Raw genomic sequence first — 24,581 nt, forward strand, 5'->3', positions numbered from 1 at the left:
AGTCTCGAATAGCAGTCTCCGGGAATGGGGTTCAGGATACAGCATCCAAAACCAGGATAAACCCTGACTCTCTTAAGCGACTCTTGATTTCGCGATGACCTCCGCCATTTACGTGGCTTAACAATGAATAATCAAATTCCAAGCTAATGATCGCCCCACAAGAACACGAATACTCGGTGATGGGCGGAGCCAATCGGGCAAACGTCGGTCGGCTCTTGAGCTTGGCAGCGAGTGCTATCTCGGGAGCACTGGTGTTCACGCTCCTGACCGCTGTCGATCTGGCAAAAAAATTCGGGTGGAACGTCAATGCACCGCCGACTTTGATGTCGTTGCTGGGTGCCGGCGCAGTTTTCGGGCTCCTCTATTGGGTGTTGAACAAGTGGGCGTGGAAGTGGCCGGGCATCGGCTTGGCGCTGAAGGTCCCCGACATCTCCGGCATATGGAACTGCGCCGGCAAGACGCTCGACAGCGACGGTTCGACCAAGTATGAATGGCAAGCCGAAGTCACTATCGTCCAGTCGTGGGACAAGCTGCGTATCCGCCTCGCCACCAAGACGTCGGGGTCCAGCAGCATCTCTGCCGCACTCGCCCATGACAGCGTCGACGGATTCGTGCTGCTCTATCACTACAGGAACGATCCCAAGGCCGGCGCAGCCGGCTTAGCGTCGCACACGGGCTGCTCCGTCATGACCATCGCCAAGGACCTCAAGTCGGCGACTGGCGACTACTTCAATGGCCGTGGCCGGATAACCTTCGGCACGATGAACTGGACGAAGAGGAATTAATGGCTTCCGATATCAACGCTCGCCTCTCACAACTTCGGGCACGCCGCAAGGGCGAACCCTCGGTGGTCGCTCTTTTCGAGTCTGCATCAGCCTCCAATAGGTCCTTCGCCACGGATGCTGCGGAAGTCATCGAGGACTGGGAAAGGCGCGGCACCTCAAGCCAACGCTGGACGCGGTACGCTATTGGTGCCATGCAAGCTGTGGGGAAGAAGTACACCGAAGTCAGCGAACAGACCGGTGAGCGGGTAGCCAGTCAGTTGCGAGACAGGTTCGCCAAAGCGGGCATCGATGCCGAATTCAGGCTGCAGGGTTCCGTGCCTCTGGACGTCCACATCAAGCGGGTCAGCGACGTGGACGTGCTGGCCATCACAAAGGATTTCTACACGTACAACACCACGGGCGCGCAGGCTCTACGGGGCGGGTACACGAACCCTTCTCAACGAACTTCAAGTGGCGTCCTGAGCAGCCTTCGGCAACAGGTTGAGTCGGATCTCGATGATGCGTTTCCAGCAGCCAAGGTCGACAAAACTGGCGCTAAGGCGGTAAAGGTGTCGGGCGCGTCGCTGCAGCGGTCCGTCGACGTGGTGCCCGCTCACTGGTACGACACCAAGGAGTATCAGGCCAGTGGCCGACAGGCCGATCGAGCGGTGACGATCTACAACAAGAAGACTGGCGAGACAATTGACAACTTGCCATTTCTTCACATCGAGCGCGTAGGCAGCCGATGCGACAGTATCAACGGCGGACTGCGCAAGGCAATTCGCCTTTGCAAGAGTGTCAAGGCTGACTCCGACCGCGACATCCAGCTCTCCAGCTACGACATAGCTGCCATCATGTACCACGCGGACATGAGCGCTTTGCGCTTATGCCAGTATAGCGACCTTGCGGTCCTCTCGGAGACGCAGCGTCATCTCGACGCCCTTTATCGCGATCCGATTGCGGCCGGCAGACTGTGGGTTCCCGATGGAAGCCGCATGATATTCGACACCTCTGAGAAGCGCGACTGGCTGCTCCATCTTTCCGTTGAGATGGATGAGCTTCTGAAAAACGTCTATGAGGAGAACTTTCCCAGCCTGCTGTCGTCAGGCTTGTCGCAACCCGTGCAGCGCGACCTGGTCAAGGCGTTACACGTGTAGCCATGTAGACGGCAACGTTTCGTTGCAGCGGGGAGCTTGGAATCGAACGGCTGACCAAGCCGCCCTCTATTGCCGGTTCGGCTAGCGGCCTACGCCGACAAGCCGCGATGACCACACAGCATGAACTGTGCGGCTCGCTGGTACTCACGTGCATGAGCACCGGACAGCCTTACACAAAGCTGTCATTGCGAGGACGGCTCACTTCCGATCCCAAACCCCAAAGGCAGGCTTACCGAAAACGCCTGAAACTTTCAGTCAAGCCGTGACGTATCGAACATGCGTCCATGCCAAGGCCGACCGTCTACCTCTTGCCCAGGCTGCGCCAAATACCGGATGATCGTCCGAATCGCCTCCCTTCCCCTCGTATCGTTCCTGTCGATCTGCCCCACGCCCAAGGCCAGCCCACGAGCAATAGTGCGGGCTTTCTCGCTGCTGCTGTGGCTGCTCCAATACGCGCCCACGCCGCGAGTCGCCACCGTCTCCCAATATTCCCCGATACGCTGCGCGATATAGGCATCTGCCCGGTGATTTCCCGAATAGAAAATAAGCAGATGGATGTGTAGGCCGGATGTGGGGCCTTCTTCAATTTTCCACATATAAGCCTCAATACCTTTCAGTAGTGAATTGCATTCGACGTTTCTCAAGAGTCGATCACGATGACGACGCAAGTCGTCGATCTTCATATCCTCGCGATATTCCGGCCTGTAATTGAGAGTCAGAAATAGGACCAGATATCGAGATCGTTTCTCATATACGTGTCTTTCCAGCGCAATGCCTCGATCAAGCAGTCGATTGCTCTTGTGTTCTCCATTCATGCTGAATCTCCAGTTGTGGTTCAGCAGATAGGCTGTGTCGATATGAATTTATCGTTTTAGGCACAGGCGTTGGGCCTGTGCCTTCTCTTCTGACTTTTATGGTGATGTTTGCTGTTTTGATGGTGAGTGTGTTTGCTATTTATCTCATTCCATAAGAAGCAACGGCGACCACCCTGATTAATCACGATTTCCATGGAGAGCTTTGCGTGGAGTATCGGGCGTCGGTGCATTTGTCGCCAAGCCCTCGTATGGGCATTTATTTTTTTCAGTGAGACATAAATGCGAGCGGAAAGGGGGCATCCCTTTCCGCTAATGCTTTATGTCGTTGAGCTGCGCGGCATCGCGCGTCTCGATTCGCTCGGCAATCCAATCCTAATTTCCCGTTCGAGCCAGGCCACCCGGCCACCACCTAGCCGAACAGCCTCCGGCAAGCACCCTCGGCACTTGCAGATGGTGAATCGGAGCAGGCCCGCGACCACGCTAACGTCGGTGAGGTGGACGCACGGCGTCGCCCCCGCCTGAATCGCGCTTCCAGAGGAACGCCTATTCCATTAGGCGCCTCTGCCAGCGCAAGAGCACGGATGTCCAAAGTACCATCAGGAGACGGGGTACGTTGGACGTGGGCTCTTATTTCGCCATCAAACATCTATATCGGCCTTGCCGCCAGCCTTAGGGCCGAAGCGATCTCGGCGCTCTCGACACCGCCCGTCAGGCCAGATCAGATCGACTAGCCATCGCCTCGCTGTGCGAAACGCCACAAGACATATGCCCATCTTGCTCCCGCCGAAGGGGGATGTCCAAAGTAGCTCCCCCCTCGTCAGGTACCTTGGACACGGAGACTTTCGTGGATGCCGCGCGCCATGCAGCAGGAATGTCGCCGGTGCGGAACGTCTTGAAGCCCGACGACGCTTTCACGCGCAGGAATTGCTCCTTCTGCGCCCAAAGCAGCAATCGGCGCAATAGCGCGCTGCGCGCCTGTTCGTCGTCGGCATGGATTAACCCTGCCTCGGGATACCGATCATGTTGTCGGCTGCAATTGACGTAGGCCATGCGGCCCTGCGTCACCTCGACGCAGTAGTCTCCCAGCCGGTCGGTATGCGCCGCCGGATCGACCACTTCGCTGCCATCGAAGAACATCATCAAACGGACGGAGTGGCCGATCACCCTCGACCATTCGATACTGCACGCGTGACCAATTTTGAATTTCGAGAGCGAGGTCTTATTACCCAAATTGTCGAAGATTATCCGCAGATCACGCGCCAGCACATCAATCGGTAAAACGGGCATTGTATTTCCGAGCGTTTCCACATCGGCCTCATTGCCCTTGATACCGGCCAGCCTGGATAGACGATCCTGCTCCTGCTGGTATTCGAGCGCCGCCTTTCGATTTGCGGCATCGTTATCATCGACAATGGCGCTTTGCGGATACCACATTTCCCACTCGGCAACCGAGACCATCGGACAGCGATTGAACAGATAAGCTGCATAATCGTTCGCGCGCACCACATTGCCGTTTACCGGAAACGTCCATTGCTGCATCTGGTTCCAGATTTTAGTCGTCAAGCCTAACTTGCGCATGTCGCCAATCAGATCGACAAATTCGGTCGTCGCAGCGCGATGGTAGTTCTTTTCCAGCACAGCAGCCTGCTTGTCGAAAATACTCCAGGGACCGCGCCAGTACTTACCGTGAGACACCACTTCGAAAAAAATAGAACGAAGTGGACTATCCGCATAATCGTCACTGTAGGCTCGAAAGTAGTCAGCCACCAAAGGGAAATGCCGCCATACGCGATCATCTTGAGGCACGCCTCGGTCAATGGCAACGCGAAGTTCGTCCGGGTCGAACGGGATTGCCTCGGACAAGAAAGCGTTCAATCCAGCGAAGCGGCGGATATCTTTTCCAATGAGAAAAGCGTCGCCATGGGATCTTGGGGAAAAATGCAGCATGGCATCAAGATAGGCAGCGACATCGCCTTCGCTGCGACGCTCGGCGTGCGCTAGGGCTTCGGCAAGCGCGACCTGCTTCGAGGTCAGGCGACGGCCTTGATGGGGAAGGGACATGGGAAATCCTTGAAGAAAACATAGGGGGATATTTCCCCCTCGATTTACATAGCGTCGAAACGGCCGTCCATATTGCGCGGAATCGGCGACACGATCCGTCGAGTCGTATCCGGTGTGCGCTGCGCTTGATTCAGCAGAACGAGATTCACACGGCCGGTACGGGACACCTCGACTTTCTTCTCGGAACCCAGCAAACCCAGCGCATTGCCGAAACGCGCCGCAGAGCTGATGCCGGCGTTCAAGGCCAGATTCATCAATTCCGAACGGGTCGGCGGACGGCCGTAGCGAATGGCGTCATGCAGAACGCCAAGCAGGAGATCGGCATCGTTCGCTTCCTGCCGTTCGCGCGGTGGCTTGGCCTGAAGTAGGCGGTGCACTTTGAGGTGATACATCACGACCTGGATCGCAGCTTCAATGTATTCGGCCGGAATGTCGCCTTCAATATCTTCGAAGACGGCCCATTGCCCTGCCATGCGCAGGACGTGATCCGGCATTTTGCCGATAAAACTTGAGCAAGCCGCGTACTGCCCCGAACGATCCAGTTCACGTAGCTGGCGACGAAACTCTGCCATCGTGCGTTTGGCAGCTTGATTCAACACCTTCACACCCATGTTCGACAGGCCGGCGCGAACACTGGCATCCATCATGCCGAGCAGTGCGTAACTGCGGTCGTGGTAGCACTTGATCAGTGCAAGGTCCTCATCGGTCAGCGGTCGATTGGTTTCCGTACCAACCAAGGATTCGGGGATGATCGAAAATAAGAATCGCCAGCCCAACCCAGAGCCGAAGAATTGCGCACCGTGGCGGGCAAGGAACTCATTGAATTTCGTGTCCTGCACTGCCAGCATGATGGTCAAGTATGGCTCGACTTGTACTAGGCCATCCTTGATACGGTTGAGGGCTAACGGCTCGTTTTCCAGCGCGGTATTGACTGTGGGGAAGTCGTCAGAGCGCCACTTGTCGAAGACCTGACCGCCCTCTGGCGTGATGAGGCCGCCTACGGGGTAAAGGCTGAGTTGCTTTATTAGCGCGGTACGCGTCGTGTCGGTCATCATCAGAGCGGACTCGACCGGCAGTGCAGGCTCGTTACGCGCGAGATCGTGCAAGGTTTGCACATGACCAACGACATCACCGCCGTTCACAAACTCTAGACCGACCTTGCTCTTGGTGGCGCTATATTTACTGGCCCAAATGTCACGCTCAGTCTTCTTCGTCAGGCGCTCCTCGCGCATGGTTTTGCGTATCGAGTCTCTAAATGTTTGTGCCGAGCGGAGAGCCATGCGGGAGTGATGGGACTTTCCGGAGCTGGCGGCCGCAATAACGCCATAGGCGCTGCATAGGGACAAATGATGACCGTAGCAGTCGTGTTCGACTTTGGCGATGCCTGAAGCGCCGAGGGCGATCATGCCTTGCATTTGCGGGCCAAGGCCGGCAGCATCCTTGGGCGTGTCACCGAAACGGGCAAGCATGCGGCCTAGTAGACCAGGCGCGGCATTTGGATAAATGAGGGCGTTGTGATCCATCAAATCACCCCCTTGGCGGCGAACACATGCGGCCATTTCAGGCGGCGATTCGCAAGCTTCAGTGGCCGGATGCCGAAATAACTACCAGTCTGTGCATACCGTTTGCGGACCGATTGCGCTTTCACTCCGTTCAGTTCGGCAAACTGCTCCGTATCGTCGGTGAAGCTGTTCACCGGATTTGCAGTAAAGCAATCGGTCGGACGAGTCAGCGGAATGCCTTGCGGCGTCAGGGATGCAGGATTGTTTTGTTGGACCATGTTGGACTCCAAAGAGGCCAGGCATGGTGTTGCGTTCAGGCGCTGCCCGCGTGCCGATATCCGCAGTCAACGCCGAAACGCTCCGCCATGCGTGGCGTCGTAGATCGGCATTGACATCATGGAGTGGGGGCCTAGTGGGGTTTCAAGGGGGAAACGTCGGGTATTTTTCCCCTACCTTCTTCCCGCAGCAAAGCGAGCCTGATTGGCCATAGAGACGAGATTGCGTTTGCGAGCCTCTTTCCATGCATCGTCGAATGGATCATCACCGCTACCGAATAGGTCGAGATGATTTTTTTTACACCATACGCGGAGCTCTTGCTTCCCCCCATTCGGGATCTTAAGGGGATCGAATTTCAACTCCTTAGCACCAGCCAAAATGTTCCTGATCTGTTGTTCACGTCGCGTCAAGCCAATCGTTTCACCCCGCAAGGATGCGCGGGCTACAGCCTGGGTCACGGAACCGACGTCCGCCTGGAGACTCTGGGGAACGACTTCAACAAGAGACGGCTCCGCCGCACGCGCATGGGATACAAGCGCGCTCTGCATCTCCTTCGCTGCAATCACCATCCGCAACATGGTCAGCTCATCCTCCACTGTTTGTGGAAATTGGTTGTGCGCATCGCCGGGAAAATAGAGGTGCCTCAGGAACTCCGCTAGCTTCAACGTCCATGTCGCAAGGAAATCGCCATCCTTGCACCATTCTAGGAATTCGTCGGAGGTGATGCGTTCAGCCTGGGAGGCGGCGCCGTTATCGACGTCCCTGCGATACCTGTCCAGCAACGAGCGAGCACCAAGCAATTGGCTCTGGGTCGCGGGCCGCACAGGGTCTTCAAGCTGTGCCCCATCGCTAGGGATCTCCTCGCAGCCTTTGGGCGGCGGCATGACGCCATTGACCAACAAAGCGCCCTCAGCGGGCGTCCACATCGGGCTCTTGTTGACGTAGTGCTCCACCCGCTCCAAGAACGCCATTCGTTTTTCTGGAGACTGGCTGTGTTTTCCCGTGGTCATACTGCAAGATATTGTGAAGTTGCGGAGCCGCAAGCCTACCGCAAGACGGTGATCAAGGTCAGCAGTTTCCGTGGAGTCGAGGTGCAATGGGATCACCCGGTCGTGCCGCTCGCGCCCGTCAGAGACAAGACGCTTCGGAGAACTGAGCGAGGATGATGAACTCATCGAACTCGGTGCCGCGTGTTCTACCGCACGCGAATGGCCACGCTTGATGATGGATCGAGGTAGATCTGAGCAGACCGAATTCGGTTACACAGCGGTTACACGGGCCACAGAAACAAAAAAGGGTTACAGGAGAATAGCCCATAACCCTTTGATTTTATTGGTGGAGGAGAGGAGGATCGAACTCCCGACCTTCGCATTGCGAACGCGACGCTCTCCCAGCTGAGCTACCCCCCCAACACAAAAATAATTCTAGCACAGCCATTTTCCCTTTTGCCAAGCCTCCAGCCCCGGGAAAACCTCATCTGGACGGCGCGCCCGCGAGCACCCAGTCGACCACCGCGCGGATATCCGCATCGCTCATCGATTGATGGGCCGGCATCGGAATCATGCCCCATACGCCGGAGCCGCCGTCCTTCACCTTGCGCGCGAGTTTGGTCGGCGCCTGCGCGTCGCCCTTGTACTTCGCGGCGATTTGCTGGAACGACGGACCGACCAGTTTGCGATCGACCGCGTGACAGCCCATGCACGCATTCGCGGCGGCGACCTGCTGGCCGCGCGGCGCCTCGGCCGCGCGAGCACCCGACGTCATCGTGCCGGCGAGCGCGCCCACCACCAACGCGAACACGACACCCGCACGCGTCATACCGCGCATCAAGGCACCGCCTTCGGATTACCCGGTCGCACCGACGTCGACGAGTTGACCGGCGCAGGCGCCTGCTGATCGAGCGGCCGCGCGCTCACCGACGAATCGGGAATCGCGCCGACCGTCGGCTCGCTGACCTCGGGCTGCGAGGCGGCCACCGGCGCCGTCGCACCGGCGGCCGCAGCAGCTTCGGCTTCCTGCGGCTGGATGTACTGGAACACCTTGACCACTTCCACGACGCCCGGCACGCGGCTCGTGACGTCGGCGCCGATATTGCCCTCATTCATCGTGACGAGGCCCATCAGATAGACGTTGCCGCGCTCGGCCACGACCTTGAAATTGTTCGCCGAAATGTTCTTCTCGGCGATCAGAGCGGTCTTCACGCGCGTTTCAAGGTAGGTGTCGTTGGTGCGCGACGAGAACGAGCTCGCCGGCGCGATCGCCAGTTCATTGACGATCGTATTCACGTTGTTCATGTTCCGCACGATGCTCTCGGCACGCTGCTTCGACGCCTCGCCCGCGACCTCGCCGGTCAGCAGCACGCGGCGGTTGAACACCGTGACGTTGACGTGCGCGGAGTCCGGCAGATTCTGGCTGATCTGCGACAGCGCCTTCACCTGAATCTCGCGATCCTCGGTCTGCGCGCCGAGCGTGCGGCGGTCGGTCGCCATCAGCGCGCCGCCGCCCGCCGCGGCCCCGACAGCGAGAAAGCAGCCTTGCAGCGTGGCCGACAGGCCCGCCGCGACCCCGACCACGAGCACGGTTCTCACCAGTGTCTTCTTGATGCGGAAAACGCTCATCAACTAGCTCTCCTTCGAAATCAGTCTCAGTCTTCGCCGAGCAACATGGCATCGATGCCGTCGCACAGGCAATGGATGGTCAGCAGGTGCACTTCCTGGATGCGCGCCGTGCGGTCGGACGGCACGCACACGTGGATGTCGGTGTCGCTCAGCACCTCCTGCGCGCGTCCGCCGCCCTTGCCGGTCAGCGCAACGACGATCATTTCGCGCTCATGCGCGGCTTCGATCGCGGCGAGCACGTTCGCGGAATTGCCGGATGTGGTGATCGCGAGCAACACGTCGCCGGGCTGACCGAGCGCCCAGACCTGTTTCGCGTAGATCTGTTCGAACGAATAGTCGTTGGCGATCGCGGTGAGCACGGAGGTGTCGGTGCTGAGCGCAATGGCGGGCAGACCTGGCCGCTCGCGCTCGAAGCGGCCGATCAGCTCGGCCGCGAAATGCTGCGCGTCGGCGGCCGAACCGCCGTTGCCGCACGCGAGGATGCGATTGCCGTTGGCGAGCGCGGCGAACATCGTGTCGATCGCGGCGGCGATCGGCATCGACAGGGTTTCGAGGGCTTCGAGTTTGACTGCCGCGCTGTCGCGGAAGTGTTGTTGGATGCGTTCGACTGACATCGAGTCTCTATCTTCTACCGCGAATGGACCGCACTGCGCGGCCGTGTTGTGAAGTCATACTGCCAGGCTGTGGCCGCCGATGAGTTCGCGCGGCACGCGAGCGCAAGTTTATCGCACTCACGCGCGTTGTCTGCGCTGTCGGTCAGACTTCGTCGGCGCGAAACGCATCGCGCAACCACACGAGCCTGCCGCTCTCGAACGCGACGACGTCGAAACGGCACGCGGGTTCGTCGCGCGGGCCGCGGTTCGTCGTGGCGCGCGTCGCGAGATAGTGCCGCGCCGCTCGCACGATGCGCTGTCTCTTCTGCCAACCGATGCTCGCAGCCGCACCGCCATAATGCCGCTGCGCACGCGCGCGAACTTCGACGAACACCAGCGCGCCGTCACGATCACTCATCACGAGATCGATCTCGCCGCCCCGACAGGTGACGTTGCGCGCCACGAAGCGCAGACGCTGGCGCTGCAAAAATTCTCGCGCGCGTGCTTCGAAAGCCGCGCCGACGGATTTGGACTGGTGAGCGCAGGAAAAGTTGTGGGCGGTTTTTGGACCGGCGCTTATGGGCATCTTTTGCGCAGTGTTCGGCGCGGCCTGCTCGCGCAAGCCCACATGGCACAATGTCGGCCTCGTTCCGTCTGTTTGTGTCTTCCGTGTCATGACTCCTCTCTCCGAACTCGCGCAAGGGCAGCAGTACCCCGCCGCCGCGCTGTATGTGGTGGCCACGCCGATCGGCAACATCGCCGACATCACGCTGCGCGCGCTGCACGTGCTCGGACTCGCGGATCGCATCGCCGCCGAGGACACCCGCAACACCGGACAGCTGCTCGCGCGCTACGGCATCTCGAAGCCGCTCGTCGCCGTGCATCAGCACAACGAGCGCACCGCCGCGCAGCGCGTGATCGAGTATCTTCAGGCCGGCGAGCGCGTGGCCTACGTGTCCGACGCGGGCACGCCGGGCATCTCGGACCCCGGCGCCAAGCTCGTCGATGCCGTGCGCGAGGCCGGCTTCGTGGTGGTCCCGCTGCCCGGCGCGAGTGCGCTCGCCACCGCGCTCAGCGCGACCGGCGACTGGGTCGCGACGTTCTCGTTCCTCGGCTTCCTCCCGCCGAAGCCGAAGGCGCGCGCCGCCGCCTTGCAGGCGCTCGCGCAACATCCTCACGCGATGGTGTTCTACGAAGCGCCGCACCGGATCGTCGAGACGGTGCAGGCGCTCGCCGATGAGTTCGGCGGCACGCGCCGTCTGCTGATCGCGCGGGAACTGACGAAGTTACACGAAGCCCTGCACCAGGGCACCCTGGCCGAAGGGCCAACGTGGCTCGCTGCCGACGCGAACCGGCAGCGTGGCGAATTCGTGCTGGTGGTCGAAGGCGCGGCGCCCGAAGCGGCCGGCGAGCACGATCACGACGCGCTGCTCGGCATCCTGCTGGAAGAATTGACGGTGAGCAGCGCGGCCAAGGTCGCGGCGGCGCTCACGGGCGCATCGCGCAACGTGTTGTACGCGCGCGCGCTGGCGCTGAAGGAAGACAAGCCCGAAACGTGAGGGTCGAGCCCGGCGGGTAAAAGGCTGACGGCAACAGAAAAGGGCCGCATGTCGCGGCCCTTCGATTTTCTGCAGACGGTTGGTTCAGCCGACGCGGCATCATCGCCACGTAACGTCACATCACTTGTTCGAATCCGAGTTCGACGCGAGTGTCTCGTTCAACTCGGCGCGCGCTTCCTGCTGCGTGAGCCCTTCGATCTTGACCCGCGCGGTGCCGGCGTGGCGCATGTCGAGCATGGCGGCGGCCGCCATCGACAGGTCGATCACGCGGCCGCGGGCGTACGGGCCGCGGTCGTTGATCCGTACGATCACAGAGCGCGAATTGGCCGGATTGGTCACGCGCACGTACGAGCCGAGCGGCAGCGTGCGATGCGCGGCCGTCAGGGCATGCATGTCGTAACGCTCGCCATTGGCGGTGCGGCGGCCGTGGAAGAAGCGTCCGTACCACGACGCGCGTCCGGTCTGATGGAAGTCCGCGACGTCGACGCCGTCGTCGGTGAGCGGCTGCGCGTCAGCCAGCGGCGACGCGGGCGCGTTCGACGCGCTCGGGCTCGAGGCCGGCGCGCTACCGAACGATTGCGGTCCGAAAGAGCTCAGGTGCGTGTTCTTTGTACTTGGCGGCGTGTCGTTCGCGGACGTATCGCGCGCGCCCGGAGGCGTGGCACAGCCGGCCAGTACAAAAAAGGCAAAAAGAGTCCCTAGACCACGGGTTAGCCGAGTTTTCATAAGACGTGCAATCACATTGTCGAGCCGCGTCACCCGCAAACTGCTGGGTAGGTTGCTTGCGGCTCCGGCGGTAGGGACGACAACGCGCCGCGCGAAAATGCGCAGTACGTCAAAGCCCGGATACGGCTCACTCAGCCGCTACCGCACGGTTAATTTTCACGTCTGGCGCAACCTGTCCCCGGCAGCCTGACCAGACCCCACATGCCGCCAACTGAACGTGGCAATGACACGTTCTTGCGCGCGCAACTCAGCGCGCAGGAACGGCGGCGTAGGCCCCACCCAGCGTCACGGAGATTAATTCCGTAGCAGGCGCGCGGCGCCTGGCTGGGCAAGACGTGTGCATCGAACTCATCGATACTGGATGGCCGTCGGCATTCCGACAGCCCTTACTTGAACGGCGAGCGGCATTCCCTTTTTGTGGGAACGCATCGCCTTGTGGCAGCACAATTCCTAGTGCATGAAGTCCATTATACCCAAAACTTTTTTTAGGGATGGCGAGCTGCTCAAAAACTTGATCAATCTTCACATTTATCGCAAAAATGGACATACGAAAGACCGAGACGGGCCGGGAGCCGGCCCCGTCGCATGGGCGGCGGAGGCTGTCGCGAGGCCCGGTACAATCAACGTTTTTCCAGCGCGTCGTCTAGCCATGAAAGTCACCCTGATCCCCGTCACGCCGTTCCAGCAGAACTGCTCGCTGCTCGTTTGCGAGGCCACCGGGCGCGCTGCCGTCGTCGATCCGGGCGGCGACCTCGACATGATCCAGCGCGAGATCGCGCGGCAGAACGTGACCGTCGACAAGGTCTTGCTGACCCACGGCCACATCGATCATTGCGCCGGCGCGAAGACACTCGCCAGTCACTACGGCGTGCCGATCGAAGGTCCGCATCCCGACGAGCGCTTCTGGCTCGACAAGTTGCCGGACCAGAGCACGCGCTTCGGCTTCCCGGCCGCCGACGCCTTCGAGCCGGACCGCTGGCTACAAGACGGCGACACCGTGCATTTCGGCGACGAAACCCTCGAGGTCTACCACTGCCCCGGCCACACGCCGGGCCACGTGGTCTTCTTCAGCCGCGCGCACCGGCTTGCACTAGTTGGCGACGTGCTGTTCGCCGGCTCGATCGGCCGCACGGATTTCCCGCGTGGCAATCATGCGGACCTGACCCGCTCGATCCGCGACAAACTCTGGCCGCTCGGCGACGACGTCACGTTCGTGCCCGGCCACGGCCCGACCTCGACGTTCGGCGCCGAGCGCCGCACGAATCCCTACGTCGCAGACGGAGTGGGCGCATGAGCAGCGAAATCTACGTGAGTACCGACATCGAAGCGGACGGCCCGATCCCCGGCCCGCATTCGATGCTGAGCTTCGCATCCGCCGCATACACCGAAGACAAGCAGCTGATCGCGACGTTCTCGGCGAATCTCGAACTGCTCGAAGGCGCAGCGCCGCATCCGGTTCAGGAAGCGTGGTGGAAGACCCAGCCGGAAGCATGGGCGGCCTGCCGCCAGGACTTGCAGAAACCCGAGGCCGCCCTGGCCGCCTATGTTGAATGGGTCGAGGCGCTGCCGGGCAAGCCGGTGTTCGTCGCGATGCCGGCCGGCTTCGACTTCACCTATATGTTCTGGTACATGATGCGCTTCGTCGGCCGCTGCCCGTTTTCGTGGTCGGCGCTCGACATCAAGACGCTCGCGTTCGCGATGACTGGCCTGCCGTACCGCAAGAACATCAAGCCGCGCTTTCCGAAGCACTGGTTCGACGAGCATCCGCACACGCACGTCGCGCTCGACGACGCGATCGAGCAGGGTGCCCTCTTTTGCAACATGCTGAAGGACTTGCGCGCGCGTCAGCCTGAGCTGCCGGGGGACGGCAAGGATGATGGGGACGGCTCAGGGCAAAACGCCGCTCCCGACCCGGTAAATTAGGCAATCTCGCTCGCGAGAGCCGTTTTACATTGCGTTTCGTTTTCGCGCCCTCTACCATGCGTTGATACGGCGACGCTAACGGAGGCGCAGTTGACACTCGATACGTTCTCACAGAAGATCCTGCGCCTACTGCAGCTCGACGCACGTCGTTCCGTGCAGGAAATCTCCGACCAGGTCGGGCTGTCGAGCACGCCGTGCTGGCGGCGCATCAAGGACATGGAACAGTCGGGCGTGATCCAGCGCTACACGGCGCTGCTCGATCGCGAAAAACTCGGCTTGCATGTGTGCGCGCTCGCGCATATCCATCTGACGCGCCACACCGAAGGCGGCGTCGAGCAGTTCGAGCGGGAAATCGCCACCTGCCCCGAAGTGACCGAGTGCTACAGCACGACCGGTGAATCCGATTACATCCTGAAGATCGTCGCGCCGGACATCAAGGCGTACGACAGCTTCCTGCACGAACGCATTTTCAAGATTCCAGCCGTCGCGCAGGTGCGGACGAGCGTCGTGCTGCGCGAAATCAAGTTCGATACGCAGTTGCCGTTGTGACGGATGCCGCCGCTGCGGGCGGCATGAAGGTTCGCGGCATCGGGTGTCCGAAACTCATCGGACTCAGGCGGCGTTGTGAGGCTCCGTGGCGATTGACCGACCGCCGGGGGCGACGCCAGTCTTGAGTTCCGCCGCCGGACCGCCTTGCGCGGCCGAGATATCCCGTTGCAGCAGCACGTCTAGCTTGCGCGCGCCGAGACGACGCTTGAGCGCCTCCAGATCGACGCGCCCAAGCGACTGCGCCTCACTTTCCAGCAGACGCGCGGCCTCGGGGCCGTCCGCAGCGCGCCCTTCAACGAACGCCGCCGCCGGTAACACCACCTCCACGTCGAGCCCGGTGCTCAGGTAGTGGAGATTTATCCCAGCGGCCTGCAAGCCCCAGGCCGCCAGCGCCGCGTCGACCTCGGCGGTCACGCGCTCCCGCGGCGGCAGATCGACCGGTGGATGCGCGAGCGCATCGTTTTCCGGATCGACGTGGATCAGCGCGTCGAGCACGCGCTTGTCGGTCAGCACACGCAGCCGCGCCGACTCCGCGATGTAATGCCCTTCCGATACCGAAATCATTGGATCGACCAGAATGTGCGCATCGACGAGCGCGAAATCGCCCATCTTGCGCGTACGCATTTCGTGCACGTCACGCACGCCGGGGGTGGACATCAGCAATGCGCGCATGTCGGCCGCGGCGGTTTCGTCGAGCGCGCGGTCAGACAGATCCTGCAGCGCGTCCCAACCGAAGGTCCAGCCCATGCGCGCGACCATGAAACCGACGATGGCCGCTGCGATCGGGTCGAGCAACCGCAAGCCGGCGAGACTGCCGATCACGCCGATTCCCACCACCAGCGACGACGCCGCGTCCGAGCGCGCGTGCCATGCGTTCGCGATCAGCATCGCGGAACGCACGCGCTTCGCCTCGCGCAGCATGTAGCGAAACAGCGCTTCCTTGCAGACCAGCACGAGCGCCGCGACCGCGAGCGCGCTCATGTGGACGGCGGGAATATTTTGCAGGTCGGCGAGCCGCGTACCGGCGCGCCACAACATGCCGACGCCGACCGAGATCAGCAGCGCGCCGAGAAATAACGACGCCACCGTCTCATAACGGCTATGCCCGTAATTGTGATCCGCGTCGGGCTTGGCCCCGCTGTGCCGATTGGCAATCAGCACGACAAAATCGGAAATAAGATCGGCAAGGGAATGGATACCGTCGGCAACTAGCGCCTGCGAGTGCGCGATCGTGCCGATGGCGATTTGCAGCGTCATCAACACGCTATTGAGCGCAATACTCGCAAAAGTACTTTTGCGCGCAACGCGTTGTTTCTCGGTGGTTTGGGCGATCGCGGCGGACTGCATGCTGAAGTGGCGGAAAGGTCAATTATTGTTATTGTACCCGCCACGAATCACGCGCGCAGGGAAAATCGGAAAAAACCTTTTTAAATCAATCGCTTATCTAAACGAAAAGCATTCGCGTTCCAGTTGCCTGAAGCGCATGCGACAAAAAGTCGGCGCAACAAATGACGAAAACCGCGCCCTGAACGGTGCGCGGCTTTTTCAGATTCTGCAGCAGGCTATAAACGCGGTGGATTGCCGCTATTCGTACTACGTGCGGCCAACCCTCACCGCCCGCCTGATCGTGATTACTTCTGGATCAGAAACTTTTCGCGATCAAGACCTGCAATCCAGCGCGGCGGCTTGCCGCGACCGGACCATGTGCTGCCGCTTTCCGGATCGCGATATTTAGGCGCGACGCCTGCGCGCGGCCGGCTCGCTTTAGCGCCTTTCGGTGCGCGGCCGCCGCCCAGTTCGCTCAGCGAAATGCCGTAATCCGCCATCTTCTGCTTGATTTCATTCAAGACTTCCGCGTATTCGCGCGACTTCGCTTCTTCAATCTGCTTTTCGAGCTTCTCGCGCTGCGCGAGCAGTTCCTTGTAAGAAGACATAGGTTCCCTTGTGGTATGGATAAATGATCGCCGGTCTTTTGCCGACTCGCCTTTGAAGGTTTCATGCCTCGGAATTTGACGGCGAGATTAACACAAAATAGAAAGGCTGGATAAGCAACCGGAAAAAATTAATTTAAATTCGTTTCAAAAAGTTTCCTGCGCTGCTTTTGGGTCGGACTACGGCCTTTCTAATCGCTGATTTCGCATGTCGCTAAAAAAGTCCACTCATCTGCATATTTACACGATTTAACTATCAGGAAATGAGACTTGAGCGGTCCATTGCACATCGAACATTTCACGGCATGAAAGCTTTGGCTTGGATAAGCCGCGCACTATTGAGACAAAGACCCCGTTCGTCGCGACTGGCGCATGCGCGTTTTCCCGATAAACGATAAATGCTTAATCCGCATGCCGCTCGATGCAGACTTCGAGCGCGGCGTGCAATGTCCCGGTATCGGACCGGGCGCCATCGAATGCGAAACGGTGGCGCACGCCGTTGCGTTTCAGGTCGGCGCCATAACGGTCGACGCCCAGCAATTCGACGCCGCCCGCGCCACTCAGCCGGTGACCGAATTCCGCGATCAGCGCGTCCTCCTCGCTGACTGCAAGCGGCGGCAGCGGATCGAGTTCGGCGCCATCGAGCCAGCCCATCGCGCCAAAGCCGCCGATGTAGCGCAGCCGCTGGACCTCCATGATCCAGAACGTGAAATCGCCCAGCATCAGGTAGCGCTCCGCGTCCGGGTGATAGCGCAGGTAGCGCCGCGCCAGTTCCGGGCTCGAGCCGACCGGCTCGAAGCGGCCAAGCAGCGTGACCCGCTGGCCGCCCAGCACGTCGCCGTCGGGTGCGTCGACGGCCAGAAAACCGGCGCGCGGATCGGTGTGCAGGTTGTGCGTGTGCTCCGCGAGCCGGCTCACGAGGATCGTCGGACGATGCCGCGCGTCCGGCGCGAACGGCAGCACCGACGGATACGGAAAGCCCTCGGGCTGGCGAGCGTGCGTGGCGAGCGTGCCGACCGTGGCCGTGTGCAGCAGATGCAGCGGAGCGTGAGCCGGAATGTTCAACTGAGCGTTCCTCGTTGAATTTGGAATGAACGGAAAGCGGTGAGCGGCAGAAAAGCCGGCGCGCACGGCAATGCAAAAACCAACTGCGGCGTGCCATGGCATGACAGCCGGCAATACCGCCAGGTTGCATCCCCAGCCTATCAATCGTATGCGCCCGATCCCACGGCTCCAAGCATTCGCCACCACGCTTCGATAGAATCGAAGATCCGCTTTCAATGCGCTTTCTCGCGCACTTCGCCTCGAGACCTCCGTGCCTGATCACCAAGCCTCCGAATTCGCCGTCCTGCCCGCCGCGCATCGCAATCTGTCCGTCACCGCACGGCAACGCGCACGCATTGCCACGATGGCGGTATTTTTCATCGCCGGCATGATGTACGCGTCGTGGGGCGTGCACGTGCCGACGGTGCGCGACCGCTTCCATCTGAATCCGGCGATGCTGTCGTTCGCGTTGTTCGCGGTGGCGGGCGGATCGATCGGCGCGATGGTGACCAATGCGTCGTGGATCGCGCGGGTCGGCACGCGCCGCGCCTGCTTGACCGGCGGCCTCGCGATGGCCGCCTGCGCCGCGCTGATCCTCGTCGTGCCGGCGTACTGGATCCTGCTGGTCGTGCTGGCCGTCTTCGGCGCGGGCATGGCCACGCTCGACGTCGCGATGAACGCCGAAGCGAGCGCCGTCGAAAAGGCGCTCGGCAAGCCGATCATGTCGTCGCTGCATGGGATGTTCAGCCTTGGCGGCATGTTCGGCGCGGCGGTGGGCGGGGCGCTGCTGTCGCGCGGCATGGCGCCGGCTGTGCATCTCGCGCTCGCCGCGGCGGCCAGCGCGCTCGTGCTGGTGCTCGCGTGCCCGTCGGTGCTCCCGCACGTGCCGCACGCCGAGCATCCCGATGCCGCGACGCCGCGCGCGAGCCGCTGGCGCTCGCCGGCGTTGTGGGCGCTCGGCACGATGGCGCTGGTCGCACTGATCGCCGAAGGCGCGATGTACGACTGGGCCACGGTCTATATGCGCGATGTCGTGCTCTCGACGCCCGCGCTCGCCAGCGCCGCCTACGCGGCGTTTTCCGGCGGCATGGCGGCAGCGCGTTTTGCCGGCGACGCGGTGCGCGCCCGCTTCGGCGCGCCGCAACTCGTGATGATCAGTGCGGCGCTCGCCTGCGCCGGGATGGTCGACGCGCTGCTGCTGCCGAATCCGGTGGCCGCGCTCGCCGGCTTTGCGCTGATCGGCCTGGGCCTCGCGAACATGATGCCGGTGCTGTTCGCGGCGGCCGCGAGCGTGAAGGGCATCCACGCGGCCGAGGGGCTCGCGCACGTCGCGGGGCTGGCCTATTTCGGGTTGCTGCTCGGACCGGTGATCATCGGTGCGGTCGCGCAGGTGACCAATCTGACGATCGGGCTGTCGGTCGTCGCCGTGTGCGCCGCGATGATCGCGCTCGTCGGGCCGAAGGTGCTGCGGCGTTTGAAGATCTGACGCAAACGCGACGCCAAAAAGAAGAGGCACGCAAGCCTGACGGCCCACGTGCCTCTTTAGCGGCAAATCGAAGTGCGGCCCGACGCCGCCTTCGACCACACCGAATTTACATCTTCACGACGTCGAGCAGCGTCTTCTTGCCTTGCTTGTAGTTGTACAGCGAGATCACGCCGTGCTGCAGGTCGCCCTTCGAGTCGAACGTCGTTTCGCCGATCACGCCCTTGTAGTCGGTCGTCGGCATCGCTGCCAGGATCTTCGCCGGATCGGTCGAGTTAGCGCGCTTCATCGCGTCGACGATGATGTACACCGCGTCATACGTGAACGGCGCGTAAATCTGAATCGGCTGGCCGAAGCGCTTCTCGTACTTCGTTTCGAACGCCTTGCCGCCCGCCATCTTTTCGAGCGCCATGCCGGCTTCCGAGCAGACGATGTTGTCGGTTGCGTCGCCGGCCAGGTCCGACAGCTTGTCGGTACACACACCGTCACCTGCCAGCACCTTCGCGCGCAGGCCGAGCTGCTTCGCCTGCTTGGCGAACGGGCCGCCGGTCGCGTCCATGCCGCCGTACATGATCGCGTCGGGATTTTCACCCTTGATCTTCGTCAGAATCGCGCGGAAGTCGACGGCCTTGTCGTTCGTCGCGTCGTGCGACACGACGTTCATACCGAGCGACTTCGCCGTCTTCTCGAATTCGTTCGCGAGACCCTGGCCGTAAGCGGTCGAGTCGTCGACGATCGCGACGCTCTTCACCTTCATGCCCTTCGCCGCGTAGTTCGCGAGTGCCGGGCCTTGCTGCGCGTCGGTCGCGACGACGCGGTAGGTCGTCTTGAAGCCTTGCTGCGTGTAGGCCGGGTTCGTTGCCGACGGCGAGATCTGCACGATGCCCGCATCGCTATAGATCTTCGATGCCGGGATCGAGGTGCCCGAGTTCAGGTGGCCGACCACGGCGACGACCTTGTCGTCGACGAGCTTCTGCGCAACCTGCGTGGCCGTGCGGGGGTCGGCCGCGTCGTCCTGCGCGTCGAGTTGCAGCGTGATCTTCTGGCCGCCGATCGTCAGACCCTTCGCGTTGATTTCCTCAATGGCGAGGCGCGCGCCGTTTTCGTTGTCTTTACCCAGGTGAGCGATACCGCCAGTCAACGGCGCGACGTGACCGATCTTCACGACCGTGTCGGCCGCGGCCGATGTTGCCAACGTCGCGAACAGCACCGCCGCAGCGCTGATCGGCAACAGCTTTTGAATCTTGATGTTCATGTAAGTCTCCAGTTTCGGTCAAAACAACGTAATCGCCCTGTGCCCCGCTTCCCTACACGTGTCGCTCAGTCCCGTGGACGACCACGCCGGTTGCATCGTTCATGCACTTGGCCAGTACGTTTACCGGACTGTTTGTGACAGTTGGCAAACCGTACTTGCGCGCAAGTGTAGGCCATCAAATTAATTTGGGGGAATTTTTTGAGAAAGTGGGAACAACACTAATAGCGCAGTTCCCGGGCGAACCGCTCGTGGCTTGGGCGAGCGGGCCGGAAAGCCCCAGCCCATGCGGGTTTCCGCTAATTGGGAAGTTTCTCCGCGGGCGCGGATTTAGCCATTTTCCGGCTTCTGTCACATATGATTCGAAGGGTTTTTCAACTCAAAAATGTGGCGTGCCGCACAGGATTGTGAGCGCGGTAAAAAAACTTAAATCAGCCTTAAATCGGCCATGCAATCAACGCAAGAACGCGGCGATTCGCACGGAGGCCGCCTGCCATTCCTGCTCGAGCTGCGCCATCAGTTCGATCGCGCCGATTGCTTCGTCGCGCGTGTGGCCAAGCAGCGCACCCTGCCCCGCCCACAACGACAGGTAATCGCCGTTCTGCGCACGCGCCGCGTTTTGCCGCAGCTCCTGCGTCAACGCGTTTTGCACCGGATACGGCGCGATGCTGTCCGCCGATTCGCGCAAACGTTGTATCAACGGATTGCGGATGCCGCGCGCGTGGCGGCCCGTGATCGCGCGCGTCACCGTGGTCGAGGTATCTGCCATGCCGCGCACGCGGGTTTTCCATACCTTGGGGATCGCGCTCTCGCGGGTGGTCAGAAACGCGGTGCCCATCACCGCGGCTTGCGCGCCCAGCGCGAGTGCCGCGACGATGCCGCGACCGTCCATGATGCCGCCGGCCGCGAGCACCGGCAGCCCGGTCGCGTCGACCAGTTGCGGCACGAGCGCCATCGTGCCGACCAGCGCATCTTCGAATGCGCCGATGAACGTGCCGCGATGCGCGCCCGCCTCCGCGCCTTGCGCGGCGACGGCATCGGCGCCCGCATCGCGCCACGCGATGCCTTCGGCAACATGCGTCGCAGTCCCAACTACATAGCTGCCGCTCGCGTGCAAACGCTCGACGTCGTCCGCTGCTAGCAGTCCGAACGTAAAGCCGGCGACCGGCACCCGCAATTCGATCAGCGTTTCCAGTTGCGCGCGAAAGTCAGGCGAGCGCCGCCCCCGCGAGAAAACCAAGTCCGCCCGCATTGGATACCGCCGCGACGAGCGCCGGCGTCGTCGCGCCGCCGGCCATCGGCGCCTGCACGACGGGTACCCGCATCTGGAAGTGCTCGGCGAACGGCGTCACGAAACCGCCTTCATTCATGTTCGTTTCCTTCCGGCGCAAAGCCGTCGATGTGCTGATTCATGCGCTCGCCAACATGTTCGCGAGATGCGCTGACACGCGCGAGCCATCACGCGCTGACTTTACCGACACGCGCCATCGCGGAGAAATGAATTATCGAGATCGTTTCAATCGCCTGACGAGAATGGAAGCACGCCGCATCACCCGCGAGGCCCCGTCCCGCCTCGCTGCAAGGCGGTTCTTTTGATGGCAAACTAACCGCCCGTTGCAGGGCCTCGTGGCCTTGAGCGTTTCGTACACACCGACCTCGCGCGGCGCTCGCGCGAGTCAATGGAGAACAGCATGAGCACGACTTCCCGATGGATCGACATCCCCGCCGGCGACGACAGTTTCGGCGGCTACCTCGCGCTGCCGAAGGGCGGCAAGGGACCGGCCGTCATCATCATTCAGGAGATCTTCGGCGTGAACGGCCATATCCGCTCGGTCGCGGATCAGTACGCGCAGGACGGCTATGTCGCGCTCGCCCCGGACGTGTTCTGGCGCGTGCAGCCGCGCGTCGAATTGACGTATGACGGCAAGGATCGCGAAAAGGGCATCGAGCTGATGCAGAAAACCAAGGTCGACGACGCGGTCGCCGACCTCGGCGCCGCTGCGGCCGCCTTGCGCGCGCTGCCGGAAGTGACCGGCAAGATCGCGGCGATCGGCTACTGCTTCGGCGGCCGTCTCGCCTATCTGGCCGCGGCGGCCGGTTCGGTCGACGCCGCTGTCGCCTACTACGGCGGCGGCATCCATAACCATCTCGACAAAGCCGCGAACATCAAGGTGCCGATGCAGTTCCACTACGGCGAGCTCGACGCGCATATTCTGCCGTCGGACATCGGCCAGATTCAGGAGCGCTTCGCGGGTCGCGCCGACGTGCAATTCAACATCTACCCGAACGCCGATCACGGTTTCAACTGCTCGGAGCGTGCGTCGTACAACCAGCACGCGTCGGCATTGGCGCATGGCCGCACGCTGACGTTCCTCGGCGAGCGGATGTAATCCGCGGTTCCGGCATTCAGTCGGCCCCGCCGCGTTGCGCATGTGATCGCACGCTCGCGCATTTGAAGTGCGCACTCGAATTCACATGAGTCACGTCGGCGCTCAACTCGGGTACTCTGTGCAAGACGGCGTGTCGGCCGACACGCCGTCTTTTCACATGTGCGACGCCCGAGCGGGGCAACGCGATGCCGAGCGAAACGCCCCAGTCGCGCGTGCATGGCCGGCCACGAATTCGACGCAGCATGCCAACCGACCGCGAGGGCTCAACCGACGTGCAATCAGACTATCTCGCTCATGACGCCATCGGCCTCGCCGAACTCGTGCGCACGCGCCAGGTCAGCGCGCGCGAATTGATCGACGTCGCGATCTCGCGCACCGAGGCCGTCAATCCCGCGATCAACGCGGTCGTTCTGAAGGACTACGATGCGGCCCGCCAACGTGCGTCGCGCGAAGACGCGAATCGCGCGAATACCGTCGACGGCGCGAACGGAACGGACAACTCCGCCGCCCACGCCGCGCTCGCCGGCGTGCCGTTCCTGATCAAGGATCTCGGCGCGCCCGTTGCGGGACTGCCGATGGCAATGGGCAGCCGACACTACCGCCACTTCATTCCGACTCAGGATGCGCCGGTCGTCGCGCTCGCGAAAGCGGCGGGTCTGAATATCTTCGCGAAGACCAGCACGTCCGAACTCGGCCAGATGCCTTATACGGAGCCCGAACTATTTGGCGCGTGCCGTAATCCGTGGAATATCGATCACACGCCGGGCGGTTCGAGCGGCGGCGCGGCGGCGGCGGTCGCTGCCGGCATCGTACCGCTCGCGCATGCGTCGGACGGCGGCGGCTCGATCCGGATTCCGGCGTCGTGCTGCGGACTGTTCGGCCTGAAACCCTCGCGCGGTCGCGTGCCGCGCGCGGCGCAGGCCGGCGCCGGCGAACTCGGCATCGATCACGCCGTGTCGCGCAGCGTGCGCGACAGCGCGTTGCTGCTCGATCTGCTGGCCGGCAACGCCGAGCGGCCGAGCGGCGCGCCCGGCACCTTTCTCGGCGCGACGCGCGAGCCGTGCAAACCGCTGACGATCGCCTACGTGACCGAGCCGATGCTCGCGCCGTCGTTATCGGCCGATGCGCGCGCCGCGCTCGACGACGCCGCGCAACTCGCGAGCTCACTCGGCCATCGTCTGGAGCCGGTGTCGCTCGGCGTCGATTTCGCGGCGGTCCGTCATGCGTTCCTGACGCTGTGGTCGGTGACCGCCGAGGACCTCGTGCTGAACGCGGAGCGCATCACCGGCCACAAGCCAACGCGCGGCGAGTTCGAGATTTCGACATGGGCGATGGCGCACGTCGGCCGCAAGCTCGGCGAGCAGGGCTTACCGGCCGCGCTCGACGAACAGCGCCGCATCACCGCGCGTCTGACCGACCTGCTGAACCGCTACGACGTGCTGTTGTGCGCGACGCTCGCGTCCGCGCCGATCAAGATCGGCGAGATGCGACCAAGCTCGGTCGAGCGCATGCAGATGCGCGCGATCACCACGATGCCGCTAGAACGATTGATGAAGAAACTGCTGTTCGAAGCGTCGAACAAGGCGTTCGCGTGGGCCGGATGCACGGAGCTGTTCAACCTGAGCGGCCAGCCGGCGATGTCGGTGCCTTTGTACTGGAATGCGCGCGGGCTGCCGATCGGCGTGCAGTTCGCGGCGCGTAGCGGCGGCGAGGCGACTCTGTTCAGACTCGCCGCGCAACTCGAGGCGGCACGGCCGTGGTTCGACAGGCGACCACCATTGATGAATGCGCGCCGCTAAAAGTCCAGCGGTCCACTGCAATGAAGCTTTGAAAAACCACCCCGGCTTGCGCCGCACGCGCCGCGCAGCGCCACTATGCGCACAATCACGGGATGGGCCGCGGGATTGCGGCGCATCCCGTGCGCACTTGCAAGCACCT

At 62.0% G+C, this 24,581-nt stretch carries 24 protein-coding genes, 1 tRNA gene and 1 pseudogene; 10 read left to right on the forward strand and 16 right to left on the reverse strand.

The features are described from left to right. Positions 1-179 precede the first annotated feature (179 nt). Entirely contained in the window at positions 180-785 is a 606-nt protein-coding gene (locus tag F6X39_RS00170) for a hypothetical protein (RefSeq protein WP_262412988.1), read from the forward strand. Further along, entirely contained in the window at positions 785-1,921 is a 1,137-nt protein-coding gene (locus F6X39_RS00175) for a hypothetical protein (RefSeq protein WP_187615078.1), read from the forward strand. The genes F6X39_RS00170 and F6X39_RS00175 overlap by 1 nt, the downstream gene beginning before the upstream one ends. 251 nt (positions 1,922-2,172) lie before the next feature. Here F6X39_RS00175 and F6X39_RS00180 read toward each other — a convergent pair whose 3' ends face one another. The 10 genes from F6X39_RS00180 to F6X39_RS00225 form a co-directional block, all read right to left on the reverse strand. Continuing rightward, a complete protein-coding gene (locus F6X39_RS00180; protein ID WP_187615079.1) occupies positions 2,173-2,736 on the reverse strand; it encodes a hypothetical protein in 564 nt (187 codons plus the stop codon). A 708-nt stretch (positions 2,737-3,444) separates the two neighbouring features. Then, complete coding sequence (locus F6X39_RS00185) at positions 3,445-4,797, reverse strand: hypothetical protein (RefSeq protein ID WP_187615080.1); 1,353 nt, start codon at positions 4,795-4,797, stop codon at positions 3,445-3,447. Between the two features lie 44 nt (positions 4,798-4,841). Continuing rightward, a complete protein-coding gene (locus F6X39_RS00190; protein ID WP_187615081.1) occupies positions 4,842-6,320 on the reverse strand; it encodes a DUF3987 domain-containing protein in 1,479 nt (492 codons plus the stop codon). Beyond that, on the reverse strand, positions 6,320-6,577 hold the full coding sequence (locus tag F6X39_RS00195; RefSeq protein WP_187615345.1) for a hypothetical protein: 258 nt from the start codon (positions 6,575-6,577) through the stop codon (positions 6,320-6,322). Before F6X39_RS00195 ends, F6X39_RS00190 begins: the two co-directional genes overlap by 1 nt. A gap of 171 nt (positions 6,578-6,748) precedes the next feature. Then, on the reverse strand, positions 6,749-7,750 hold the full coding sequence (locus F6X39_RS00200) for a hypothetical protein (RefSeq protein WP_187615082.1): 1,002 nt from the start codon (positions 7,748-7,750) through the stop codon (positions 6,749-6,751). A gap of 158 nt (positions 7,751-7,908) precedes the next feature. Beyond that, positions 7,909-7,984: transfer RNA gene (locus tag F6X39_RS00205), tRNA-Ala, on the reverse strand. A 64-nt stretch (positions 7,985-8,048) separates the two neighbouring features. Then, entirely contained in the window at positions 8,049-8,402 is a 354-nt protein-coding gene (locus F6X39_RS00210; protein WP_187615083.1) for a c-type cytochrome, read from the reverse strand. Beyond that, positions 8,402-9,193 (reverse strand): BON domain-containing protein, encoded by a 792-nt coding sequence (locus F6X39_RS00215; RefSeq protein ID WP_090802672.1) that lies wholly within the window; start codon positions 9,191-9,193, stop codon positions 8,402-8,404. Before F6X39_RS00215 ends, F6X39_RS00210 begins: the two co-directional genes overlap by 1 nt. 26 nt (positions 9,194-9,219) lie before the next feature. Then, positions 9,220-9,807, reverse strand: a complete 588-nt coding sequence (locus F6X39_RS00220) for a phosphoheptose isomerase (protein WP_062125567.1) — start codon at positions 9,805-9,807, stop codon at positions 9,220-9,222. Positions 9,808-9,949: 142 nt separating this feature from the next. Next, positions 9,950-10,372: a YraN family protein gene (locus tag F6X39_RS00225; protein WP_262412379.1), complete on the reverse strand. Its 423-nt coding sequence runs from the start codon at positions 10,370-10,372 to the stop codon at positions 9,950-9,952. Between the two features lie 88 nt (positions 10,373-10,460). On the opposite strand from F6X39_RS00225, the gene rsmI reads away from it, so the two are divergent. Further along, positions 10,461-11,345 carry a 16S rRNA (cytidine(1402)-2'-O)-methyltransferase gene (gene rsmI, locus F6X39_RS00230; protein ID WP_187615085.1) on the forward strand — a complete coding sequence of 295 codons (885 nt, stop codon included), beginning with the start codon at positions 10,461-10,463 and terminating at the stop codon, positions 11,343-11,345. A gap of 120 nt (positions 11,346-11,465) precedes the next feature. Here rsmI and F6X39_RS00235 read toward each other — a convergent pair whose 3' ends face one another. Continuing rightward, positions 11,466-12,071, reverse strand: a complete 606-nt coding sequence (locus tag F6X39_RS00235) for a septal ring lytic transglycosylase RlpA family protein (protein WP_187615086.1) — start codon at positions 12,069-12,071, stop codon at positions 11,466-11,468. A gap of 649 nt (positions 12,072-12,720) precedes the next feature. Between F6X39_RS00235 and F6X39_RS00240 the strand changes: the two genes are divergently transcribed. From F6X39_RS00240 to F6X39_RS00250, 3 genes are all read left to right on the forward strand, one after another. Continuing rightward, entirely contained in the window at positions 12,721-13,365 is a 645-nt protein-coding gene (locus F6X39_RS00240) for an MBL fold metallo-hydrolase (RefSeq protein ID WP_187615087.1), read from the forward strand. Continuing rightward, a complete protein-coding gene (locus F6X39_RS00245) occupies positions 13,362-13,994 on the forward strand; it encodes an exonuclease (RefSeq protein WP_187615088.1) in 633 nt (210 codons plus the stop codon). Before F6X39_RS00240 ends, F6X39_RS00245 begins: the two co-directional genes overlap by 4 nt. A gap of 90 nt (positions 13,995-14,084) precedes the next feature. Beyond that, a complete protein-coding gene (locus tag F6X39_RS00250; protein ID WP_012431468.1) occupies positions 14,085-14,543 on the forward strand; it encodes an Lrp/AsnC family transcriptional regulator in 459 nt (152 codons plus the stop codon). Positions 14,544-14,606: 63 nt separating this feature from the next. On the opposite strand, the gene F6X39_RS00255 is transcribed toward F6X39_RS00250, so the two are convergent. The 3 genes from F6X39_RS00255 to F6X39_RS00265 all read right to left on the reverse strand — a co-directional run bounded on the left by F6X39_RS00255 (position 14,607) and on the right by F6X39_RS00265 (position 17,539). Next, complete coding sequence (locus tag F6X39_RS00255; protein WP_187615089.1) at positions 14,607-15,890, reverse strand: cation diffusion facilitator family transporter; 1,284 nt, start codon at positions 15,888-15,890, stop codon at positions 14,607-14,609. A 284-nt stretch (positions 15,891-16,174) separates the two neighbouring features. After that, on the reverse strand, positions 16,175-16,477 hold the full coding sequence (locus F6X39_RS00260) for an H-NS family nucleoid-associated regulatory protein (protein WP_008921239.1): 303 nt from the start codon (positions 16,475-16,477) through the stop codon (positions 16,175-16,177). A 399-nt stretch (positions 16,478-16,876) separates the two neighbouring features. Next, entirely contained in the window at positions 16,877-17,539 is a 663-nt protein-coding gene (locus tag F6X39_RS00265; protein ID WP_184068800.1) for a HugZ family protein, read from the reverse strand. Positions 17,540-17,789: 250 nt separating this feature from the next. Here F6X39_RS00265 and F6X39_RS00270 point away from each other — a divergent pair, with 250 nt between their 5' ends. Then, the gene (locus F6X39_RS00270) at positions 17,790-19,004 is read left to right on the forward strand and encodes an MFS transporter (protein ID WP_184051207.1); all 1,215 of its coding nucleotides are present in this window, start codon (positions 17,790-17,792) and stop codon (positions 19,002-19,004) included. A 106-nt stretch (positions 19,005-19,110) separates the two neighbouring features. On the opposite strand, the gene F6X39_RS00275 is transcribed toward F6X39_RS00270, so the two are convergent. Then, positions 19,111-20,256 carry a branched-chain amino acid ABC transporter substrate-binding protein gene (locus F6X39_RS00275; RefSeq protein WP_184026037.1) on the reverse strand — a complete coding sequence of 382 codons (1,146 nt, stop codon included), beginning with the start codon at positions 20,254-20,256 and terminating at the stop codon, positions 19,111-19,113. 451 nt (positions 20,257-20,707) lie between these two features. Next, positions 20,708-21,623 (reverse strand): annotated as a pseudogene (locus F6X39_RS00280) (NAD(P)H-dependent flavin oxidoreductase). On the opposite strand from F6X39_RS00280, the gene F6X39_RS00285 reads away from it, so the two are divergent. The 3 genes from F6X39_RS00285 (at position 21,622) to F6X39_RS00295 (ending at position 24,442) form a co-directional block, all read left to right on the forward strand. Beyond that, a complete protein-coding gene (locus tag F6X39_RS00285) occupies positions 21,622-21,849 on the forward strand; it encodes a hypothetical protein (protein ID WP_187615090.1) in 228 nt (75 codons plus the stop codon). The pseudogene F6X39_RS00280 and the gene F6X39_RS00285 overlap by 2 nt on opposite strands. A 95-nt stretch (positions 21,850-21,944) precedes the next feature. Further along, entirely contained in the window at positions 21,945-22,643 is a 699-nt protein-coding gene (locus tag F6X39_RS00290; RefSeq protein WP_187615091.1) for a dienelactone hydrolase family protein, read from the forward strand. Between the two features lie 242 nt (positions 22,644-22,885). Continuing rightward, positions 22,886-24,442, forward strand: a complete 1,557-nt coding sequence (locus tag F6X39_RS00295; RefSeq protein WP_222945073.1) for an amidase — start codon at positions 22,886-22,888, stop codon at positions 24,440-24,442. Positions 24,443-24,581 lie beyond the last annotated feature (139 nt).

Origin of the sequence: Paraburkholderia sp. UCT2 (genome assembly GCF_014397665.1) — a bacterium.
In the GTDB taxonomy this organism is placed as follows: domain Bacteria; phylum Pseudomonadota; class Gammaproteobacteria; order Burkholderiales; family Burkholderiaceae; genus Paraburkholderia; species Paraburkholderia tuberum.

Bases quoted from the DNA above. Each gene is read 5' to 3' on its own strand.
- F6X39_RS00170 (WP_262412988.1), top strand. From the start codon at position 180: ATGGGCGGAGCCAATCGGGCAAACGTCGGTCGGCTCTTGAGCTTGGCA.
- F6X39_RS00175 (WP_187615078.1), top strand. From the start codon at position 785: ATGGCTTCCGATATCAACGCTCGCCTCTCACAACTTCGGGCACGCCGC.
- F6X39_RS00180 (WP_187615079.1), bottom strand. From the start codon at position 2,736: ATGAATGGAGAACACAAGAGCAATCGACTGCTTGATCGAGGCATTGCG.
- F6X39_RS00185 (WP_187615080.1), bottom strand. From the start codon at position 4,797: ATGTCCCTTCCCCATCAAGGCCGTCGCCTGACCTCGAAGCAGGTCGCG.
- F6X39_RS00190 (WP_187615081.1), bottom strand. From the start codon at position 6,320: ATGGATCACAACGCCCTCATTTATCCAAATGCCGCGCCTGGTCTACTA.
- F6X39_RS00195 (WP_187615345.1), bottom strand. From the start codon at position 6,577: ATGGTCCAACAAAACAATCCTGCATCCCTGACGCCGCAAGGCATTCCG.
- F6X39_RS00200 (WP_187615082.1), bottom strand. From the start codon at position 7,750: ATGAGTTCATCATCCTCGCTCAGTTCTCCGAAGCGTCTTGTCTCTGAC.
- F6X39_RS00210 (WP_187615083.1), bottom strand. From the start codon at position 8,402: ATGCGCGGTATGACGCGTGCGGGTGTCGTGTTCGCGTTGGTGGTGGGC.
- F6X39_RS00215 (WP_090802672.1), bottom strand. From the start codon at position 9,193: ATGAGCGTTTTCCGCATCAAGAAGACACTGGTGAGAACCGTGCTCGTG.
- F6X39_RS00220 (WP_062125567.1), bottom strand. From the start codon at position 9,807: ATGTCAGTCGAACGCATCCAACAACACTTCCGCGACAGCGCGGCAGTC.
- F6X39_RS00225 (WP_262412379.1), bottom strand. From the start codon at position 10,372: ATGCCCATAAGCGCCGGTCCAAAAACCGCCCACAACTTTTCCTGCGCT.
- rsmI (WP_187615085.1), top strand. From the start codon at position 10,461: ATGACTCCTCTCTCCGAACTCGCGCAAGGGCAGCAGTACCCCGCCGCC.
- F6X39_RS00235 (WP_187615086.1), bottom strand. From the start codon at position 12,071: ATGAAAACTCGGCTAACCCGTGGTCTAGGGACTCTTTTTGCCTTTTTT.
- F6X39_RS00240 (WP_187615087.1), top strand. From the start codon at position 12,721: ATGAAAGTCACCCTGATCCCCGTCACGCCGTTCCAGCAGAACTGCTCG.
- F6X39_RS00245 (WP_187615088.1), top strand. From the start codon at position 13,362: ATGAGCAGCGAAATCTACGTGAGTACCGACATCGAAGCGGACGGCCCG.
- F6X39_RS00255 (WP_187615089.1), bottom strand. From the start codon at position 15,890: ATGCAGTCCGCCGCGATCGCCCAAACCACCGAGAAACAACGCGTTGCG.
- F6X39_RS00260 (WP_008921239.1), bottom strand. From the start codon at position 16,477: ATGTCTTCTTACAAGGAACTGCTCGCGCAGCGCGAGAAGCTCGAAAAG.
- F6X39_RS00275 (WP_184026037.1), bottom strand. From the start codon at position 20,256: ATGAACATCAAGATTCAAAAGCTGTTGCCGATCAGCGCTGCGGCGGTG.
- F6X39_RS00285 (WP_187615090.1), top strand. From the start codon at position 21,622: ATGTTCGTTTCCTTCCGGCGCAAAGCCGTCGATGTGCTGATTCATGCG.
- F6X39_RS00290 (WP_187615091.1), top strand. From the start codon at position 21,945: ATGAGCACGACTTCCCGATGGATCGACATCCCCGCCGGCGACGACAGT.
- F6X39_RS00295 (WP_222945073.1), top strand. From the start codon at position 22,886: ATGCCAACCGACCGCGAGGGCTCAACCGACGTGCAATCAGACTATCTC.